22 protein-coding genes are annotated in these 19,153 nt (G+C 73.5%); 10 read left to right on the top strand and 12 right to left on the bottom strand.

The annotated features are described in order from the left end of the window. Positions 1-49 precede the first annotated feature (49 nt). Positions 50-1,315: a tyrosine--tRNA ligase gene (gene tyrS / locus AB0E83_RS18310; protein ID WP_362112238.1), complete on the top strand. Its 1,266-nt coding sequence runs from the start codon at positions 50-52 to the stop codon at positions 1,313-1,315. A 78-nt stretch (positions 1,316-1,393) separates the two neighbouring features. Here the strand turns inward: tyrS and AB0E83_RS18305 are convergent, their stop codons facing one another. After that, positions 1,394-1,669 (bottom strand): GlsB/YeaQ/YmgE family stress response membrane protein, encoded by a 276-nt coding sequence (locus AB0E83_RS18305; protein ID WP_362112235.1) that lies wholly within the window; start codon positions 1,667-1,669, stop codon positions 1,394-1,396. 169 nt (positions 1,670-1,838) lie between these two features. Here AB0E83_RS18305 and AB0E83_RS18300 point away from each other — a divergent pair, with 169 nt between their 5' ends. Continuing rightward, positions 1,839-2,183: a DUF3099 domain-containing protein gene (locus tag AB0E83_RS18300; RefSeq protein ID WP_362112232.1), complete on the top strand. Its 345-nt coding sequence runs from the start codon at positions 1,839-1,841 to the stop codon at positions 2,181-2,183. Between the two features lie 228 nt (positions 2,184-2,411). Continuing rightward, the gene (locus AB0E83_RS18295; RefSeq protein WP_362112229.1) at positions 2,412-2,666 is read left to right on the top strand and encodes a hypothetical protein; all 255 of its coding nucleotides are present in this window, start codon (positions 2,412-2,414) and stop codon (positions 2,664-2,666) included. Here AB0E83_RS18295 and moaA read toward each other — a convergent pair. The 3 genes from moaA to AB0E83_RS18280 form a co-directional block, all read right to left on the bottom strand. Then, positions 2,649-3,638, bottom strand: coding sequence for a GTP 3',8-cyclase MoaA (gene moaA, locus AB0E83_RS18290; RefSeq protein ID WP_362112226.1), 990 nt, complete (start codon positions 3,636-3,638; stop codon positions 2,649-2,651). The two genes, AB0E83_RS18295 and moaA, sit on opposite strands and share 18 nt — an antisense overlap. A 151-nt stretch (positions 3,639-3,789) precedes the next feature. After that, a complete protein-coding gene (locus AB0E83_RS18285; protein WP_362112223.1) occupies positions 3,790-5,439 on the bottom strand; it encodes a cation acetate symporter in 1,650 nt (549 codons plus the stop codon). Next, positions 5,436-5,801, bottom strand: coding sequence for a DUF485 domain-containing protein (locus tag AB0E83_RS18280; RefSeq protein WP_362112220.1), 366 nt, complete (start codon positions 5,799-5,801; stop codon positions 5,436-5,438). Before AB0E83_RS18280 ends, AB0E83_RS18285 begins: the two co-directional genes overlap by 4 nt. Before the next feature lie 274 nt (positions 5,802-6,075). Between AB0E83_RS18280 and AB0E83_RS18275 the strand changes: the two genes are divergently transcribed. Both AB0E83_RS18275 and AB0E83_RS18270 read left to right on the top strand, forming a co-directional pair. Continuing rightward, on the top strand, positions 6,076-7,620 hold the full coding sequence (locus tag AB0E83_RS18275; RefSeq protein WP_362112217.1) for a S8 family serine peptidase: 1,545 nt from the start codon (positions 6,076-6,078) through the stop codon (positions 7,618-7,620). Positions 7,621-7,704: 84 nt separating this feature from the next. Next, entirely contained in the window at positions 7,705-9,003 is a 1,299-nt protein-coding gene (locus tag AB0E83_RS18270) for a CoA transferase (protein WP_362112214.1), read from the top strand. Here AB0E83_RS18270 and AB0E83_RS18265 read toward each other — a convergent pair. From AB0E83_RS18265 to AB0E83_RS18255, 3 genes are read right to left on the bottom strand one after another with little or no spacing between them, the layout of a single operon-like run. Continuing rightward, positions 8,993-10,036, bottom strand: coding sequence for a zinc-dependent alcohol dehydrogenase family protein (locus AB0E83_RS18265; protein ID WP_362112211.1), 1,044 nt, complete (start codon positions 10,034-10,036; stop codon positions 8,993-8,995). The genes AB0E83_RS18270 and AB0E83_RS18265 overlap by 11 nt on opposite strands. Before the next feature lie 15 nt (positions 10,037-10,051). Continuing rightward, entirely contained in the window at positions 10,052-10,684 is a 633-nt protein-coding gene (locus AB0E83_RS18260) for a lysoplasmalogenase (RefSeq protein ID WP_362112208.1), read from the bottom strand. Continuing rightward, positions 10,681-11,559, bottom strand: coding sequence for a sterol desaturase family protein (locus tag AB0E83_RS18255; protein WP_362112205.1), 879 nt, complete (start codon positions 11,557-11,559; stop codon positions 10,681-10,683). The genes AB0E83_RS18260 and AB0E83_RS18255 overlap by 4 nt, the downstream gene beginning before the upstream one ends. 377 nt (positions 11,560-11,936) lie before the next feature. Between AB0E83_RS18255 and AB0E83_RS18250 the strand changes: the two genes are divergently transcribed. The 5 genes from AB0E83_RS18250 (at position 11,937) to AB0E83_RS18230 (ending at position 16,834) form a co-directional block, all read left to right on the top strand. After that, a complete protein-coding gene (locus tag AB0E83_RS18250) occupies positions 11,937-12,908 on the top strand; it encodes a DEDDh family exonuclease (RefSeq protein ID WP_362112202.1) in 972 nt (323 codons plus the stop codon). Positions 12,909-12,972: 64 nt separating this feature from the next. Beyond that, positions 12,973-13,206: a hypothetical protein gene (locus AB0E83_RS18245; protein ID WP_037706760.1), complete on the top strand. Its 234-nt coding sequence runs from the start codon at positions 12,973-12,975 to the stop codon at positions 13,204-13,206. Between the two features lie 98 nt (positions 13,207-13,304). Beyond that, entirely contained in the window at positions 13,305-14,135 is an 831-nt protein-coding gene (locus AB0E83_RS18240) for an SURF1 family protein (protein WP_362112199.1), read from the top strand. Between the two features lie 154 nt (positions 14,136-14,289). Then, entirely contained in the window at positions 14,290-16,074 is a 1,785-nt protein-coding gene (locus tag AB0E83_RS18235) for a glycoside hydrolase family 15 protein (RefSeq protein WP_362112196.1), read from the top strand. Positions 16,075-16,078: 4 nt separating this feature from the next. After that, the gene (locus AB0E83_RS18230) at positions 16,079-16,834 is read left to right on the top strand and encodes an SDR family oxidoreductase (protein ID WP_362112193.1); all 756 of its coding nucleotides are present in this window, start codon (positions 16,079-16,081) and stop codon (positions 16,832-16,834) included. A gap of 18 nt (positions 16,835-16,852) precedes the next feature. Here the strand turns inward: AB0E83_RS18230 and amaP are convergent, their stop codons facing one another. The 5 genes from amaP to AB0E83_RS18205 are packed head-to-tail and all read right to left on the bottom strand — an operon-like array spanning position 16,853 to position 19,148. Further along, positions 16,853-17,464: an alkaline shock response membrane anchor protein AmaP gene (amaP, locus tag AB0E83_RS18225; RefSeq protein ID WP_362112190.1), complete on the bottom strand. Its 612-nt coding sequence runs from the start codon at positions 17,462-17,464 to the stop codon at positions 16,853-16,855. After that, a complete protein-coding gene (locus AB0E83_RS18220) occupies positions 17,461-18,093 on the bottom strand; it encodes a DUF6286 domain-containing protein (protein ID WP_362112187.1) in 633 nt (210 codons plus the stop codon). The genes amaP and AB0E83_RS18220 overlap by 4 nt, the downstream gene beginning before the upstream one ends. Continuing rightward, positions 18,090-18,449, bottom strand: a complete 360-nt coding sequence (locus AB0E83_RS18215; RefSeq protein WP_362112184.1) for a hypothetical protein — start codon at positions 18,447-18,449, stop codon at positions 18,090-18,092. The genes AB0E83_RS18220 and AB0E83_RS18215 overlap by 4 nt, the downstream gene beginning before the upstream one ends. 6 nt (positions 18,450-18,455) lie before the next feature. Further along, positions 18,456-18,647 (bottom strand): hypothetical protein, encoded by a 192-nt coding sequence (locus AB0E83_RS18210; RefSeq protein WP_362112181.1) that lies wholly within the window; start codon positions 18,645-18,647, stop codon positions 18,456-18,458. A 48-nt stretch (positions 18,648-18,695) separates the two neighbouring features. After that, the gene (locus tag AB0E83_RS18205) at positions 18,696-19,148 is read right to left on the bottom strand and encodes an Asp23/Gls24 family envelope stress response protein (protein WP_362112178.1); all 453 of its coding nucleotides are present in this window, start codon (positions 19,146-19,148) and stop codon (positions 18,696-18,698) included. Positions 19,149-19,153: the final 5 nt, after the last annotated feature.

Raw genomic sequence — 19,153 nt, 5'->3', positions numbered from 1 at the left:
CCTAGACTGGGCTGTCACACTTCCACCGATTCCGAGGAGACTGACGATCGTGACGGACATCGTCGACGAGCTGAAGTGGCGTGGGCTCTTCGCCCAGTCCACCGATGAGGACGCCCTGCGCAAGGCTCTCGCGGACGGTCCCGTCACCTTCTATTGCGGTTTCGACCCGACCGCGGCCAGTCTCCACGTCGGCCACCTGGTGCAGGTCCTCACCGTCCGCCGGCTCCAGCAGGCCGGGCACCGGCCGCTGGCGCTGGTCGGCGGGGCCACCGGGCAGATCGGTGACCCCCGTCCGACCGCCGAGCGCACCCTGAACGACCCGGAGACGGTCGCGAACTGGGTGACCCGGCTGCGGTCGCAGATCGAGCCCTTCCTCTCCTTCGAGGGGGAGAACGCGGCGGTCATGGTCAACAACCTGGACTGGACCGCCGGGATGTCGGCGATCGAGTTCCTGCGGGACATCGGCAAGCACTTCCGGGTCAACAAGATGCTGACCAAGGACTCGGTGGCCCGCCGGCTGGAGTCCGAGCAGGGCATCAGCTACACCGAGTTCAGCTACCAGCTGCTCCAGGGCATGGACTTCCTGGAGCTGTACCGGCGCTACGGCTGCACGCTCCAGCAGGGCGGCTCGGACCAGTGGGGCAACCTGGTGGCCGGTCTCGACCTGATCCACAAGCTGGAGCCGGGCGCCGAGGTGCACGCGCTCGCGACGCCGCTGATGGTCAAGGCGGACGGCACCAAGTTCGGCAAGACCGAGAGCGGGGCCGTCTGGCTGGACCCGGAGATGACCACCCCGTACGCGTTCTACCAGTTCTGGCTGAACGTGGACGACCGGGACATCTCCACCTACATGCGGATCCTCTCCTTCAGGTCCCGCGAGGAGCTGGAGGAGCTGGAGGCGCAGACCGCCGAGCGGCCGCAGGCGCGGGCCGCGCAGCGGGCGCTGGCCGAGGAGCTCACCACGCTGGTGCACGGCGAGGAGCAGTGCCGGGCGGTCATCGAGGCGTCCAAGGCCCTCTTCGGTCAGGGCGACCTGGCCGAGCTGGACGAGAAGACGCTGGCCGCGGCGCTCTCCGAGCTGCCGCACGCGCGGGTGACCGAGCTGGGCCAGGTCGTGGACCTGTTCGCCGAGGTCGGTCTGGTGGCGAGCAAGTCGGCGGCGCGGCGCACGGTGAAGGAGGGCGGCGCCTACGTGAACAACGCGAAGGTGACGGCCGAGGACGCCGTGGTCGGGGCCGACGAGCTGCTGCACGGGCGGTGGCTGGTGCTGCGGCGCGGCAAGAAGAACCTGGCGGCGATCGAGTACGCCGGCTGAGCGCCGTCACGGCGCGTTCACACCGGGAGGCCCGGTACGGCGGTCAGCCGTACCGGGCCTCCCGGCTCTCGGTCCTCGTCAGGCGCGCCGTCTGTTGCCCTTGATCGAGGCCCAGACCATGTCGCCGACGCCGACCACGGCCACGGCGCCGATGAGCTGGAGCAGGTGTCGGGTCCAGTCGATGCCCTTGGTGTCGTTGACGCCGATCCAGGTGGCGACCGCGTTGCCCAGGACGCTGCCCAGGATGCCGAAGACCGTCGTCAGCCAGAGTGGGATCTGCTGCTTGCCCGGCAGGATCGCCTTCGCGATCAGGCCCAGGACGAAACCGACGATGATCGCCCACAACCAACTCATATCCGCCTCCTCGTGCGCATGTGGCCCCAGTCTCGGCCTCTCGGCCGTACGACGCATGTCGGGCGCGTCCGTACGTGCCCCGGCCTCGTGGGCCCGGAGCGGTGGGCGTACGGTGGTACGAGGACCGGGCCGGGGAGGGTCCGGCGCGAGCGGCGGGTGGTGGAACACGATGCGGAAGCGAGGCGGTCCCGAGGTCTTCCGGATCACCGGGGCCCGGCAGGGGCTCGCGGACGACGTCCGGGGCAGGCAGCGGCGGTACGTCATCTCCATGTCGGTCCGGACGCTCTCGGTGATCGCGGCGGCGGTGCTGTGGAACGTGGAGCGGCACGTGGCGGTCGTGGCCCTGGCGCTCGGGGTGCTGCTGCCGTACATCGCCGTGGTGATCGCGAACGCGGGGCGGGAGACCGCCCCGTCGCTCCCGTCGGCGTACCTGCCGGCGCCGGTGCGGCCGGCGCTCGGCGCGGGCGAGGGCGGAGCGGAACCCGGACCGGAACGGCCGTACGGGCACGCGTGAACCGGCCCCTCGTACCCCGGTCACGGAACGTGGCGGGAAGGCTGCCGGGAACCTCAAGAAAAGCTCAGATCAATCATGAAGTTCCGGTGCACCGTACCCGGTGTGCCGTGACATACTGCGTACGCGCTCCGCATCCCCCGTCGGAGCGACGGACCGATGCCGGGCAGCTCCCCCCGTGGCTGCTCGGCATCGCCCTTGCTGGACAATGATCGTGTGATCAATGGTCCAGTGAGCGAAGAGAAGCCGATCTGTTCCGCCAAGGGCTGCCGGGCCGACGCCGTCTGGGTGCTCGCCTGGAACAACCCCAAGGTGCACGCGCCGGAGCGGCGCAAGACCTGGCTCGCCTGCGAGGAGCACCGCGAGCACCTCTCCCAGTTCCTGGGCGTGCGGGGTTTCCTGAAGGACGTCGTCCCGTTCGCGGAGTGGGACGAGGACGGGAACGGGAACGGGAACGGAGCCGGGGAGTCAGCCGCCGATCGCTGACATCGGGCGGTCCGGCTGGAGGAAGCTCGGGTCGTCCAGGCCCGAGCCGGCCTTCTTCCCCCACATCGCCTTCTTCCACAGCTCCGCGACGTCCGCGTCGGGGGCGTCCGAGCGGAGCGCGGCCCGCAGGTCGGTCTCCTCGGTGGCGAAGAGGCAGGTGCGGATCTGGCCGTCGGCGGTGAGCCGGGTGCGGTCGCAGGCCCGGCAGAACGGGCGGGTGACGGAGGCGATGACGCCGACCGTGTGCGGTCCGCCGTCGACGACCCAGCGCTCGGCCGGGGCGGAGCCGCGCTCCTCGGCGCCCTCGGGGGTGAGGGTGAAGCGGGTGCGGAGGGACTCCAGGATGTCGCCGGCGGTGATCATGCCGTCGCGCTTCCAGCCGTGCTGGGCGTCGAGCGGCATCTGCTCGATGAAGCGGAGCTCGTACTCCTGCTCCATCGCCCAGGCGAGGAGGTCGGGGGCCTCGTCCTCGTTGAGTCCCGGCATCAGGACCGCGTTGACCTTCACCGGGGTGAGGCCGGCCTCGCGGGCGGCGGCCATGCCGTCGAGGACGTCGTGGTGGCGGTCGCGGCGGGTGAGGGTCTTGAAGACCTCGGGGCGCAGGGTGTCCAGGGAGACGTTGACCCGGTCGAGGCCGGCGGCCTTGAGGGCGGCGGCGGTGCGCTTGAGCCCGATGCCGTTGGTCGTCAGGGACATCTTGGGGCGGGGCTCCAGGGCGGCGCAGCGCTCGACGATCCCGACGAGGCCGGGGCGGAGCAGCGGCTCGCCGCCTGTGAAGCGGACCTCGGTGACGCCGAGGTCCGTGACGGCGATCCGGATGAGCCGGACGATCTCGTCGTCGGTGAGGAGGTCGGGCTTGGCGAGCCACTGCAGGCCCTCTTCGGGCATGCAGTAGGTGCAGCGCAGGTTGCACCGGTCCGTGAGGGAAACGCGCAGGTCGGTGGCGACTCGGCCGTACGTGTCGAGGAGCACGGTTCCCCTCCCCTTCTCGAGGTTCGCTTCTCTTCGTGAGCCTACGTGACCGCGCGGACATCGGGCAGGGGCCGATTGTCACGAGGACGGGCCCGGCCGCGTCGTAGAACTCTACGACGCGGCCGGGGTGCGTACGACCGGTGGCTCCCGGTCAGTGCTCGACGGCGGCCGCGGTGCCGACGCCGGTGAGGGACTTGACCTCCAGTTCGGCGTACTTGCCCGCGTCCGGCTCCTCCTTGGAGAGGAGGGAGCCGAGCCAGCCGAGGAGGAAGCCGAGCGGGATGGAGACCAGGCCCGGGTTCTCCAGCGGGAACCAGTGGAAGTCGACGCCCTTGAACATCGAGGCCGGGCCGCCGGAGACGACCGGGGAGAAGAGGACGAGGACGACGGAGGAGATCAGGCCGCCGTAGATCGACCAGAGCGCGCCCTGGGTGGTGAACCGCTTCCAGAAGAGCGAGTAGAGGATCGTCGGCAGGTTGGCGGAGGCGGCGACCGCGAAGGCGAGGGCGACCAGGCCGGCGACGTTGAGGTCGCGGGCGAGGGCGCCGAGCGCGATGGAGACGATGCCGATGAAGACGGTGGACCAGCGGGCGGCCCGCATCTCCTGCTTCTCGGTGGCCTGGCCGCGCTTGATCACGTTGGCGTAGATGTCGTGCGCGAAGGACGAGGAGGAGGCGAGGGTCAGTCCGGCGACGACGGCCAGGATGGTGGCGAAGGCGACGGCCGAGATGACGGCGAGGAGGATGGCGCCGGCGGTGGAGTCGGCGCCGCCGCCGACCTCCAGGGCGGTGAGCGGGGCCGCGGTGTTGCCGGCCTTGTTGGAGGAGGTGATGGTCTCGGGGCTCAGCAGGGCGGCGGCGCCGAAGCCGAGGACGATCGTCATCAGGTAGAAGGCGCCGATGATGCCGATGGCCCAGTTGACCGACTTCCGGGCGGCCTTGGCGGTCGGCACCGTGTAGAAGCGGATCAGGATGTGCGGCAGGCCGGCGGTGCCGAGGACGAGGGCGATGCCGAGGGAGAGGAAGTCGAGCTTCGAGATCTCGGTGACGCCGTACTTGAGGCCGGGCTCCAGGAAGGCGTCGCCCTTGCCGCTGTTGGTGGCGGCGGCGCCGAGCAGGTCGGAGAGGTTGAAGTCGAACTTCAGCAGGATGAGGAAGGTGATGAGGAGGGTGCCCGCGATGAGGAGCACCGCCTTCACCATCTGCACCCAGGTGGTGCCCTTCATGCCGCCGATCGTCACGTAGACGATCATCAGGACGCCGACCAGGGCGACGATCGCGATCTTGCCGCCGTCGCTGGTGATGCCGAGGAGCAGCGAGACGAGGACGCCGGCGCCGGCCATCTGGGCGAGCAGGTAGAAGATCGAGACGACGATGGTGGAGGTGCCGGCGGCGGTGCGGACCGGGCGCTGGCGCATCCGGTAGGCGAGGACGTCGCCCATGGTGAAGCGGCCGGAGTTGCGCAGCGGTTCGGCGACGAGGAGCAGGGCGACGAGCCAGGCGACGAGGAAGCCGATGGAGTAGAGGAAGCCGTCGTAGCCGTAGAGGGCGATGGCTCCGGAGATGCCGAGGAAGGACGCGGCGGACATGTAGTCGCCGGAGATCGCGAGGCCGTTCTGGAAGCCGGTGAACTGGCCGCCGCCGGCGTAGAAGTCGGCGGCGCTGCGGGTCTGCCGGCCGGCCCAGACGGTGATGGCCAGGGTGGCGATCACGAAGGCGCCGAAGAGGGCGATGATCAGCGGCCGGTGCTCGGTGGTGGCGCTGTCGGCGGCGAGCAGGGCGGGGGTGGCGAGGGTGCTCATGCGTCGCCCTCCATACGGGCCTTGATGGCCTCGCCCTTGGGGTCGAGGCGGAGGGCGGCGTGGCGGGAGTAGAGCCAGGCGATGAGGAAGGTGGTGGCGAACTGGCCGAGGCCCAGGACGAGGGCCACGTTGATGTTGCCGAACAGGCGGATGCCCATGAAGCCGCCGGCGTAGTTGGAGAGCAGGACGTAGAGCAGGTACCAGGTGATGAAGGCGATCGTCAGGGGGAAGGCGAAGGAGCGGTAGGTGCGGCGGAGTTCGCCGAACTCCTCGCTGCGCTGGACCTCGACGAACTGCTCCGTGGTGGGGGCGGGGGCGGTCCCGGTGCCCTTTCTCGGCGGCGGCGGTGCTTCGGTAGCCACGGACTCTCCTCGTGACGCGGGGACGGACGGCATGGTCAAGGGGGCCTCACCTGGGGGCGGGAACGGGGGGCTCCGGCCGGAGCCCCTCCCCTGCTCAACGGCACGGAGCCGGATGCGAAGTGGTTCAGCGGGGGGAAATTCTTCGGCGGAATCTTCATGAAGTCCTCTCAGCGCATTGATGAGCGGGGAAGACCAGCGATAGTTTCGGCCGTCATGCACCTGACCAGTCACAACCCCGCGACCGGTCAGTACAGACGGATGATGTGGAGAACCCATGGCTCATCTGGGATCGAGGCGCGGCCGAGTACTCGCTCTGCCCGCTGGTCTCGCGCTCACCGCCTCGCTCGGCCTGCTTCCCTCCGGCGCCGCCTCCGCCGCGGAGCCGGGCGTCGCCCCGGCGGCCGCCGCCGTCGCGACGAACGGGGAGAAGCTCTCGTACGTCGTCAACGTCGAGGGGGGCCACTGGACCGCCGCCTCGGTGAAGAGGGCGATAGCCGCCGCCGGCGGCGAGATCGTCATCGCCTACGACCGGATAGGCGTGATCGTCGTCCACTCGCGGAACCCGGCGTTCGCCCGGCAGATGCGGATGGTGCGCGGTGTGGTCTCGGCCGGTGCGACCCGGACCGCTCCGCTCTCCGTCCAGTTCGACGACTCCGTCGACGAGGGCGGGCAGACGCCGGCCCCGGGCCTGATCGAGGCCGCCGCGGCCGCCGCCACGGCCGGTCAGGATCCGATGGAGCCCCTCCAGTGGGACCTCCGGTCGATCAAGGCCGACAAGGCGCACGAGAAGACCCTCGGCAGCAGCGAGGTCACCGTCGGCGTCATCGACACGGGCGTCGACGACACCCACCCGGACCTGGCTCCGAACTTCGACGCCGCCGCGTCCGCCAACTGCGTCTCCGGCAAGCCGGACACCACCCCGGGCTCGTGGCGTCCGATGCCGGGCGAGAGCGACCACGGCACGCACGTCGCCGGCACCGTCGCCGCCGCCAAGAACGGCGTGGGCATCACCGGGGTCGCCCCGGGCGTCAAGGTCTCCGGCATCAAGGTGTCGACCCCGGACGGCTACTTCTACACCGAGGCCGTGGTCTGCGGCTTCGTGTGGGCGGCCGAGCACGGCGTCGACATCACGAACAACAGCTACTACACCGACCCGTGGAAGTTCGCCTGCACGACGGACGAGGACCAGAAGGCCCTCGTCGAGGCGGTGACCCGGGCGTCCCGGTACGCGGAGAAGAAGGGCGCGGTCAACGTGGCCTCGGCCGGCAACTCCAAGTTCGACCTCGCCGCCGACGAGATCCTGGACAACTCCAGCCCGAACGACGGCACTCCGGGCGACCGGGTCATCGACCCGAGCGTGTGCCTCGACTTCCCGGCGCAGCTGCCGGGCGTCGTGACGGTCTCCGCGACCGGCGCGAAGGACCTGAAGGCGTCCTACTCCAACTACGGTCTCGGCGTGGTCGACGTCGCCGCCCCCGGCGGTGACCGCACCGAGTTCCAGACCCCGGACGCCCCGGCGGTCAACGGCCGCGTCTGGTCGACCTCGGTCAACGGCGGCTACGCCTACAAGGCCGGTACGTCGATGGCGGCGCCGCACGCCTCCGGTGTGCTCGCGCTGCTGAAGTCGGCGCACCCGAAGGCGAGCCCGGCCGCGCTGAAGGCGCTGCTGTACGCGCAGGCCGACGAGCGCTCCTGCACCGACCCGTACGACATCGACGGCAACGGCACCGTCGACGCCGTCTGCGAGGGCGGCAGGGAGAAGAACGGCTTCTACGGGGCCGGTCTGGTGGACGCGCTGGACGCGGTCCGCACGCACTGACGTCCTGACGTCGGGCCCCGGTGCGGTCGGCCGCACCGGGGCCCTTCGCGTCTCCGGGATGGCACCGGGTGCCATAGTGCGGGCATGGAGAGCACGGTGCGGAGCGGTACGGAAGCGCTGTGGTCGGTCCTGGGCGGCGATCCCGCCCTGGTCGACCGGGTGGAGTTCGGCGGGGTGTCGGGGCTGCTGCCGGCCCGGCTGCCGGTGATGGACCTGGCGCGGGCGGCGGTCGCGGTCTGCGGGCTCGCGGCCGTGGAGCACGCGCGCGTGGCGGGGCCCGTGCGGGTGGACGACGGGGCGGTGGCCACCGCCTTCGTGAGCGAGCGTCACCTGCGGGTCGACGGGCGGGCGCCGGTGAGCTTCGCGCCGCTGTCGCGGTTCTGGCGGGCGGCCGACGGCTGGGTCCGTACGCACGCCAACTACCCGCACCACAAGGCCGCGTTGCTCGCGGCGCTGGGCGCGGCCGACTCGGTGGAGGCGGTGGCGGAGGCGATCGGCGGGCGGCGGGCGGTCGACGTGGAGACGGCGGTGTACGGCTCCGGGGGCCTCGCGGTGGCGCTGCGGACGCCCGGGGAGTGGGCCGGCCACGAGCAGGGCCGCCGGGTGGCGGCGCGGCCGGTGCTGAGCCGGGAGCGGGTCGACGAGGCCCCGCCGCGGCGCCGTCCGGGTCCGCCGCGGGTCCTGGACCTGACCCGGGTGATCGCGGGGCCGGTGGCGACCCGGACGCTGGCGCTGCTCGGCGCGGACGTGCTGCGGATCGACCCGCCGGGGAACCCGGAGCTGCCGGACCAGCACGCGGACGCGGACGTCGGGAAGCGGACGGCGGTCCTGGACCTGGACCGGCGGTCGGACCGGCGGACCTTCGACGAGCTGCTGGACGCGGCGGACGTGCTGGTGACCGGGTACCGGCCGGGGGCGCTGGAGCGGTACGGCCTGGAGCGGCCGGGGCTGGTGACGGCCCGGCTGTCGGCGTGGGGCGACTACGGGCCGTGGGGCGGCCGGCGGGGCTTCGACAGCCTGGTGCAGGCGGCCACCGGGATCGCGGTCGTGGAGGGGTCGGCGGAGGAGCCGGGGGCGCTGCCGGCGCAGGCGCTCGACCACGGGACGGGGTACCTGCTGGCGGCGGCGGTGCTGCGGTCGCTGACGGAGCGGGAGCGGGAGGGCGGCGGCCGCCTGGTCCGGCTGGCGCTGGCGCAGACGGGGCACTGGCTGGCGCACGGGCTGCCGCGGTACGACCCCGCGCGGTACCTGGTGGAGTCGGCGGGGCCGCTGGGGCGGTTGCGGCACGCGGTGTCGCCGGTGGCGTACGAGGGCGGCCCGGCGGGCTGGTCGCGCCCGCCGGGGCTGCCCGGCGGGGACGCCCCCGCCTGGGTCACGGCTTGACGAGGACCTTCAGGGCGGTGCGCTCGTCCATGGCCTTGTAGCCGCCGGGGACGCCGTCGAGGCCCACGGTGAGGTCGAAGACCGGGGAGGGGTCGACGCGGCCGTCGAGGACGTCGGGGAGCAGCTCGGGGATGTAGGCGCGGACGGGGGCGACGCCGCCGCGCAGGGCGATGTTCCGGTCGAACATGACGGAGAGGTCGAGGCCGGTGCCGGAGCCGTGGGGGACGCCGACGTAGCCGACGGAGCCGCCGTCGCGGGTGATGTTCACGGCGGTGCGCATGGACTGCTCGGTGCCGACGGCCTCGATGACGCCGTGGGCGCCCTGGCCGCCGGTGAGTTCGCGGACGGCGGCCTCGGCGGCCTCGCCGCGCTCGGCGACGACGTCGGTGGCGCCGAAGGCGCGGGCGAGGTCGGTGCGGGCGGTGTGGCGGCCGAGCGCGATGATCCGCTCGGCGCCGAGCCGCTTGGCGGCGAGGACGCTGCAGAGGCCGACGGCGCCGTCGCCGACGACGGCGACGGTGGAGCCGGGGCGGACGCCGGCGCCGAGGGCGGCGTGGTGGCCGGTGCCCAGGACGTCGGAGAGGGCGAGCAGGGCGGTGAGGAGCCGGTCGTCGGAGGCGGCGTCGGCGGGGAGCTTGACGAGGGTGCCGTCGGCGAAGGGGACGCGGACGGCCTCGCCCTGGCCGCCGTCGGAGCCGACGGAGCCCCAGAAGCCGCCGCGGGGGCAGGAGGTCTGGAGGCCCTCGGCGCAGTAGTCGCAGGTGCCGTCGGACCAGACGAAGGGGGCGACGACGAGGTCGCCGGTCCGGAAGCCGCGGACCTCGGGGCCGGCGGCCTCGACGACGCCGAGGAACTCGTGGCCGATGCGCTGGCCGGGCTGCCGGGCGGCCTCGCCGCGGTAGGCCCACAGGTCGCTGCCGCAGACGCAGGCGCGCAGGACCCGGACGACGACGTCCGTGGGGTCCTGTACGGCCGGGTCGGGCACCTCCTCCACGCGCATGTCGAAGGGGGCGTGGATGGTGGTGGCGCGCATGGTTCCTCGTCCGGGTCAGTTATTTGTACGACGTTCACCGTACATCGCCTGGAGGGCGCCCGCGGTCAGCAGGTACTGGGCGGCGATGTAGGTCAGCATGACCCAGAAGTCGGGGACCGGCAGCTGGGGCCAGTCGGCGACGCCGGTGGCGATGAGGGTGTCGGAGAGCAGGAAGAGGGCGCCGCCGGTGCCGGCGAGGACGCCGAGGGCGCCGGCGCGCCAGGCCATCGCGGTGAGCAGCAGGGAGTAGCCGGCGACGGGGACCCGCAGGTCGGCGGGGAGGTCGGGCCAGAGGGCGACGAGGGTCCCGCCCAGGGCGAGGGCGTAGGCCGCGCCGAGGGCCGGGGAGGTGCGCCGCTTGCCGAACAGCACCAGGTAGCAGACGTGGCCGAGGGCGAAGGAGCCCATGCCGACGAGGAAGGCCGCGTCGGCGTCGGAGAGCAGGAAGACGTCGCCGCCCCAGCCGAACGCCAGCGCGGCGAGGAGGAGCTTGGGGGCGCCGCGGGTGGCGGCGTACGCGGCGAGCAGCGGCATCAGGAGCGGTTTGGCGACCAGGTGGCCGGTGTCGGCGCCGGCGAGGAGGGAGCCGAGGTCGACGGCGGCGGCGAGGAGGAAGGCGCCGAGCAGGGTCCGGGAGAGGGCGGTCACGCGGCGGGCTCCGGGGCGGTGCGGTCGCGGTGCGGGGCGGGGTGGGGCGCGGGCTGCCACCCGGGGCCGCGGAAGAGGCGGCCGGCGCGCTCGCGCCAGCTCCGGGCGGCGCGGAGGTCGCGGGCGATGGCGGCGTACTCGTGGGTGGCGACGCGGAGCGGGTTGTACGTCTCGATGTTCTTGGTGAGGCCGTAGACGGGGCGCTCGGTCTCGCCGACCCAGGAGCCGAACATCCGGTCCCAGACGATGAGGATGCCGCCGAAGTTGCGGTCCAGGTAGCCGCCCTGGGAGGCGTGGTGGACGCGGTGGTGGGAGGGGGTGTTGAAGAGGTACTCGACGGGCCGGGGGAGCGTGCCGACGCGCTCGGTGTGGATCCAGAACTGGTAGACGAGGTTGACCGAGTAGCAGAAGGCGACGGCGGCCGGGTGCACGCCGAGGGCGATCAGCGGCAGGTAGAACGGCCAGCCGGTGACGCTGGTCCAGGGCTGCCGCAGGGCGGTGGTGAGGTTGAACTTGCGGCTGCTGTGGTGGACGACGTGGCAGGCCCACAGGACGCGGATGACGTGGTGGCCGCGGTGCTGCCAGTAGTAGAAGAAGTCCTGGGCGAGCAGCATCAGCGGGACCGTCCACCACAGGACGGGCACCCGCAGCGGCGTCAGCTCGTGGACGGCGGTGTAGATCGCGACGATCGGGATCTTCCACAGGGCGTCGAAGGCGAGGCTGCCGAGCCCCATCCCGATGCTGGTGGCGGCGTCCTTCGCCTCGTACCCGGCGGCCTCCTCGTCGGGGCGCAGCCGGACGCTCACCACCTCCACCACGGTGAGCAGCACGAACGCCGGTATGGACCAGAGCACGACATCGGGCAGGTTGGGCATGCCGTCGACGGTAGGGCTCGCCCTCGGCGCGCGGCTAGACGTTGTTACCAACAAGTATGCGAGACGAGTTGTCAGCAGCCTTTGGCGGCTTCCGACAAGACGGCCCCGGGCGGGCTCCCGCCGGTCACACCCCGCCGCGTCCAGGAGGGAGCCGGCCGGGCGGGTGCGGCGGGTCTCGCGGACGGCCTCGTCGGCGTCGCCCGGGAGGATCCGCGCGACGCCCGCGCGCTCGCCGCCCCGTGGCCCCGTGACCCCGGAGCGGCTCTTCGCCGCGTCGGTGGAGGGGCTCCCGGGCGGGACCCGCCCCCCGCCGAGGGGGACATAGCGGGAATAGGGGACACGGGGGGCGGCGCTGTCGGTCGTGGGACGTATTCTCAATGACCATGCTCGACGACCGCACGACAGCAGCGACCTGGCCGACCGCCTACCCGCAGGGGTACGCGGTCGTCGACGTGGAGACCACCGGCCTCGCCCGCGACGACCGGATCGTGTCCGCCGCCGTCTACCGGCTCGACGCCCGGGGCGAGGTGGAGGACCACTGGTACACGCTGGTGAACCCGGAGCGGGACCCCGGCCCGGTCTGGATCCACGGCCTCACCAGCGACGTCCTCGACGGGGCGCCGCTCTTCGCGCAGATCGCCGAGGAGTTCTCGGCCCGCCTCGACGGCCGGGTCCTCGTCGCGCACAACGCGATGTTCGACTGGCAGATGATCGCCCGGGAGTACGCGCGCGCCGAGCGGACCGCGCCCGTGCGGCAGCGGCTGTGCACCATCGCGCTCTCCAAGGAGCTGGCGCTGCCGCTGCCCAACCACAAGCTGGAGTCGCTGGCCGCCCACTTCGGCGTGGTGCAGCGGCGCGCGCACGACGCCCTCGACGACGCCCGGGTGCTCGCCGAGGCCTTCCGCCCCAGCCTGCACGCGGCCGCCGAGCGGAACGTCCGGCTGCCGCTCCTGGAGTGCCGCCCGCTGACCGAGTGGGCGTCGGCGCCCTCCGGCCCGCCCGGGCAGCAGTCCGCGTACCGGGCGGGCGGCTGGCGCCCCTCCCGGAAGCGGCCGGCCTGCCCGTACCCCAACCCCGGCCGGTACGAGACCGACAAGCCGCTCAAGCAGGGCATGCGGGTGGCCTTCTCCGGCGACACCTCCGTCGACCGCGAGCTCCTGGAGGACCGCACGGTGGAGGCCGGGCTGCACGTCGCCACCTCCGTCTCCCGGCTGACCAGCCTCCTCGTGACCAACGACCCGGACGCCGGCACCTCCAAGACGGCCAAGGCGAAGACCTTCGGCACCCCGATCGTCGACGAGGCGGCCTACGCCCACCTGCTGCGCGACGTGGCCCCGGCAGACGGGTGACACCCCCGCCCCCGGCGGGCGTGCCGCGCGGCGCGCGCGGGCCCGGGGCCCCACCCTGTGGCGCATGGCACGTTGTGAGGTCTGCGGAAACGATTACGGCATGTCGTTCGAGGTGCACGCGCAGGGCGCGGTGCACGTCTTCGACTGCTTCGCCTGCGCCATCCACCGCATGGCGCCCATCTGCGAGCACTGCCGGGTCCAGGTCATCGGGCAGGGCGTCGAGGCCGACGGGAAGTGGTACTGCGGCGCCCACTGCGCCCGCGCGGAAGGGAAGGCGGGCATCGTCGACCGGGTGTGAGCCTTCCGGTCGCTTGTGAGGAAACGATCCTGGACGGGTGGCACCGGTCACCCGACCCCTGTGCGGTCGCCCCACGCGCCTGACGGTACGGTCGTGGGGTGTACCGCTTCCTGTTGTCCCGGCAGTGGGTGATCCTCACCCTCGTCGCCCTCGTCCTCATCCCCGTGATGATCGAGCTGGGCTTCTGGCAGTTCCACCGGCACGAACGCCGGGTGGCCCAGAACACCCTGATCGAGGACAACCTGAAGGCCCGGCCGGTCCCGGTCGAGGAGCTCACCTCCCCCGGCCACACCGTCCCGCGCGCCGACCACTGGCGCCAGGTCACCGCCACCGGCACCTTCGACACCGCCCACGAGGTGGTCGTCCGCCGCCGCACCTCCTCCGACGACCGGGTCGGCGCGCACGTGCTCACCCCGCTGGTCCTGAAGGACGGCCGGATCGTCCTGGTGAACCGGGGCTGGGTGCCCGCCGCCGCGAACCAGCGCGACTACCCCGACGTCCCGGCCGCCCCGAAGGGCGAGGTCACCGTCACCGGCCGGCTCAAGGCCGACGAGACCACCGGCGCCAGCGGCATCAAGGACCTCAAGGGCCTGCCGGACCGCCAGGTGATGCTCATCAGCAGCGCCCAGCAGGCGGAGCTGACCGGCCGCGAGGTGCTGGGCGGCTACATCGAGCAGACCGCGCCCGCGGCGCCCGGCGGCTCCCCCGAGCAGATCCCCGAGCCCGATCACGACTCGATCGGCGCCCACATGGCGTACGCGGTCCAGTGGTGGCTCTTCGCCGCCGGCGTGCCGGTCGGCTGGTGCGTCCTCGTCCGGCGCGAGAAGCGGGACCGCGAGGCGGCCGCCGCGCACGGGGAGGAGGCGCCGGGGGAACCGCCGTCGGAGCCGGCGGACGGCGCCGCGGTGGAGGCCGCCTCGCCGCGCTGATCCCCGCCGGCCCCCGCCGGTCCCGCCGCGCTGATCCCCGCCGCCCCCGCCACGCCTCCCCCGCCGGCCCGCCGCTCCGTCCCGCCGAGCCCCCGGCGGTCCCCGCCCGGCCCGCGCTGATTGACCGCGGCCGCTTCCGGGAACAGCCCAGAGCGTGACCCGACGCATCGACGACTACGCCCTGATCGGTGATCTCCAGACCGCCGCGCTCGTCGGCCGCGACGGTTCGATCGACTGGCTGTGCCTGCCCCGCTTCGACTCCGCCGCCTGCTTCGCCGCCCTCCTCGGCGACGAGGACAACGGTCACTGGCGGATCGCCCCCACGGGCGCCACCGCCTGCACCTCCCGCCGCTACGCCGAGGACTCCCTGGTCCTGGAGACGTACTGGGAGACCCGCACCGGCACGGTCAAGGTCACCGACTTCATGCCCCAGCGGGACCGCGCCCCGGACGTCGTCCGGATCGTCGAGGGGCTCAGCGGCCGCGTCGAGATGAACTCCGTGCTCCGCCTCCGCTTCGACTACGGCTCGATCGTGCCGTGGGTGCGGCGGTCCGAGGGGCACCGGGTCGCCGTCGCCGGGCCCGACGCCGTCTGGCTGCGCAGCGAGCCGCCCGTGAAGACCTGGGGCCAGCAGTACGCCACCTGTTCCGCCTTCACCGTGGCCGCCGGGGAGCGGGTCGCGTTCGTCCTCACCTGGCACCCCTCCCACGAGCGGCGGCCCGCGCTCGTCGACCCCCACGAGGCGCTGGAGCACTCGCTCGCCGACTGGCGGGAGTGGGTCGGCCGCTGCGCCTACCGGGGGCCGTACCGGGCGGCCGTGGTCCGCTCCCTCATCACCCTCAAGGCGCTCACCTACGCCCCCACCGGCGGGATCGTCGCCGCCCCCACCACCTCCCTGCCGGAGGAGATCGGCGGCGTGCGGAACTGGGACTACCGGGCCTGCTGGCTGCGGGACTCCTCCCTCACCCTGGGCGCGCTGCTCGCCGCCGGATACGCCGAGGAGGCCGCCGCCTGGCGCGACTGGCTGCTCCGCTCGGTCGCCGGTGACCCCGCCGACCTCCAGATCATGTACGGACCGGCCGGCGAGCGGCGGCTCCCCGAGACCTCGCTGCCCTGGCTGCGCGGCTACGCCGACTCGCTCCCCGTACGGATCGGGAACGCGGCGGTGGAGCAGTTCCAGCTCGACGTGTACGGGGAGGTCATGGACACCCTGTACCTCGCGCGCGCGGCGGGCATCCCGGCCGAGCGGCACGCCTGGAACCTCCAGCTGAGCCTGCTCGGCTTCCTGGAGTCGCACTGGCGCGACCCCGACGAGGGGCTGTGGGAGGTGCGCGGTCCGCGCCGGCACTTCACCCACTCCAAGGTGATGGCGTGGGTGGCGGCCGACCGGGCGGTGCGCACCCTGGAGGACGATCCCTCGCTGCCCGGGGAGCCGGACCGCTGGCGGGCGCTGCGCGACGAGATCCACGCGGACGTGTGCGCCAAGGCGTACGACCCCGTGCGGAACACCTTCACCCAGTCGTACGGCTCGCGGGAGCTCGACGCCGCCACCCTGCTCATCCCCCGGGTGGGTTTCCTGCCGCCGGACGACCCCCGGGTGGTGGGGACGGTCGACGCGGTGCGGGCGGAGCTGACCCACGAGGGCTTCCTGCGGCGCTACAGCCCCGACTCGGGCGCGGTCGACGGGCTGCCCGGCCGGGAGGGCACCTTCCTCGTCTGTTCCTTCTGGCTCGCGGACGCGCTGCGGACGACCGGGCGGGAGGCGGAGGCCCGGGAGCTGTTCGAACGGCTCGTGGAGCTGACCAACGACGTGGGGCTGCTCGCGGAGGAGTACGACCCGGCGACGGGCCGCCAGCTCGGCAACTTCCCTCAGGCCTTCAGCCACATCGGCCTGGTGGGCACGGCTCTCGCCCTGGCCGGGGACGAGGCGGCAGGATAGGCCCATGGATCTTGGACTGAAGGACCGCGTGTACGTCGTCACCGGCGCGACCCGGGGGCTCGGCAGGGCCTCCGCGGAGGCCCTGCTCGCCGAGGGCGCCCGGGTGCTGATCACCGGGCGCGAGGAGGCGACCGTCGCCGAGGCGGCCGCCGCGCTCGGCGAGGGGGCGGCGGGCCTCGCCGCCGACAACGACGACCCGGAGACGCCGGCCCGGCTGATCGCGGAGGCCCGCGCCCGGTTCGGGGGCTTCGACGGCATTTTGATCAGCGTCGGCGGCCCGCCGCCGGGCTTCGCCGCGGACAACACCGACGAGGAGTGGACGGCGGCCTTCGGCACCGTCTTCCTCGGCGCGGTCCGGCTCGCCCGGGCGGCGGCCGAGACGCTGGGCGAGGGCGGGGTGATCGGCTTCGTCCTGTCGGGGTCGGTGCACGAGCCGATCGCGGGCCTGACGATCTCGAACGGGCTGCGCCCGGGACTCGCCGGCTTCGCCAAGTCCCTCGCCGACGACCTGGGCCCGCGCGGGATCCGGGTGGTCGGCCTGCTGCCGAGCCGGATCGACACGGACCGGGTCCGGCAGCTCGACGCCCTCTCCGGCGACGCGGAGGCCGCCCGCGCGGCCAACGAGGCGAAGATCCCGCTGCGCCGCTACGGCACCCCGGAGGAGTTCGGCCGCACGGCCGCCTTCGTCCTCTCCCCCGCCGCCTCGTACCTGACGGGGCTGATGCTGCCGGTGGACGGCGGCGCCCGCCACGGCTTCTGACGGGGCCGCGGTCCGGGCTCAGTTCACCCGGCGGGCCCGGTGCTTGACCGCCCGCAGGCGGGCCTCGGTGGGCAGGGCGGCCAGGCCCGCGGAGGTCCGGGCCCGGGTCAGGGCCTCGCCGCCGAGGCGGGCCAGGGTCTCGCCCGGGGAGGCGTACGGCTCCAGGAGGAGCGCGACGCGGGTGCGGGGGGCGGTGCGGCGGCCGGTGAGGGCGACGCGGGCCTGGGCGACGCCCTCCTGGGCGGCGGCGTCGGCCTCCAGGACGCCCGCCAGGGCCCGGCCGCGCAGCACGGCGGCGTCGCCGTCGCCGGTGTCGACGAGGACCTCGGCGAGCCGGCCCCGGCGGAACTGGGCGAGCAGCCACCACAGGGCGAGCAGGACCAGGACCCCGAGGGCGGCGATGACCGCCGGCCACCACCAGCTCTCCTCGCGCCACCGCCGGCGGTCGGCGGCGGTCAGGAGCACGTCGTCGGGGCCGGCCCAGGGCCACCAGGAGGGGACGGGCAGGTCGAGGGCGGCGGCGAGGACGGCGCCGCCGACGAGGAGGAGCAGCAGCCCGGCGAGGCCGAGCAGGACCCGGTTGACGCGCCGGAGGACGGTGGTGACGGGGGCGTTCACGGGTGCCTTCATCCCTTCTTCGACGGGCGGTCCACCCGGACGGTCAGCGCGGGCGGGCGGGCGAGCCCGAGTTCCTCGATGCCGTCGGTGAGGACGGACTCGACGTCGGCGCGGACGTCGTCGAGCGGGCGGAAGTGGGAGACGGCCCGGACGGCGACCTTGGCGCGGCCGGCCCGGACCTTCACGGACTGCACGCCGGAGACCTCCATGGCCCGGTCGCGCAGGGCGAGCGCGGCGGCCTCCCGGTCGAGCCCGGCCCGTACGTCGGGGTGGGTGCGGCGCATCGGCAGCACGGCCCGCAGGCCGGGGGTGAGCGCCAGGACCAGGAGCCAGACGCCGAGCAGGGCGGCGACGGCGGCGCCCGCGAGGACCCAGGGGTCGTCGAGGGGCCGGGTCGCGAGCCCGTCGGCGAGTTCGCGCCGCCAGCTCATGGCCGACCGGTCGGCCCGGACGGCGGCCACGTCGTACAGCAGCAGTCCGGCGCCGCCGAGGACGACGGCGGCGAGCAGCGCGGCGGGGATCCGCCGGACGGACCAGAAGCGCCGGGCCCGGTCGGGGACCTCCCGGCTCCCGGAGAGGACCGGGACGGCGCCGCCGTCGGATTCCGGGGCGGCGCTGGGCCGTTCGGGTGTCGTCGTCATGCCAGGCGCCCCTTCCGGGCGGTGGGCGCGGTGTGCGGGGAGTGGAGGCGCTCGACGTGGACGGCGACCTCGTGGACCTCCATGCCGACCAGGCCCTCCACCCGGCTGCGGACCCGGCTCCGGACGGCCCCGCAGCGGCGGCCGACGTCCGTCGGGTAGCCGAGTTCGAGGCTGATCGAGATCCGGGCCGCGTCCCGGTGGACGACGACCGAGGCGTGCGGCGGGTGGCCGCCCTCCGGCACGCCGCCCAGGGCTTCCCGGGCGGCCTGCGCGGAGATCTTGGCGACCACCCGGTCGGCGATCGTGGTCGCGCCCCGCTCCCGTACCGGCGGGCGTTCCGTGACGTCGGTGACCACCCGCCGTCACCGCCGGCGGTCGACGCGGTCGCGGCTGCGGAACAGATCTCCGGGTTCGAGGTCGCCGTCGAGGAAGCGGCCGACCACGAAGCCGATCGCGCCCAGGGCGGCGACCAGCAGAAACGCCCCGAAGCCGCCGAAGTACCCGGCGAAGCCGAGTCCCATGCCGGCCAGTAGGCCGACCACGGCCATGCTCATCCTGAACCCCTTTCCGGGCCCTGTGGGCCCGTCGTCCTCACCGGTCGGTCACTGGAGCCGCGACTCGGGCTCGTCTTCCTCTTCGTCGGGCAGTTTCACGTCGCTGACCGCGATGTTGACCTCGACGACCTCCAGTCCCGTCATCCGTTCCACGGCCGCGATCACGTTCTCGCGGACGGCGCCGGCGACGTCGGCGATGGAGACGCCGTAGTCGACGACGATCTCCAGGTCGAGGGCGGTCTGCACCTCGCCGACCTCGGCCTTGACCCCGCGGGTGACACCGGCCTTGCCGCCTCCGCCGGGGACGCGGTCGCGGACCGCGCCGAGGGTGCGGGAGAGCCCGCTGCCCATGGCGTGGACGCCGACGACGTCGCGTGCGGCCATTCCGGCGATCTTCTCGACCACTCCGTCGGCGATGGTGGTCCGGCCGCGGGTGGCGGCGGCGCCGACGCCCTTCTTGGTGACCGTGGTGGTCTCACCGCTGCGTTCACTGTCCGTCATCTGAT

It is taken from the genome of Streptomyces sp. NPDC035033, from assembly GCF_040636735.1.
Classification (GTDB): domain Bacteria; phylum Actinomycetota; class Actinomycetes; order Streptomycetales; family Streptomycetaceae; genus Streptomyces.
This window is presented reverse-complemented; position numbering and strand designations above follow the sequence as displayed.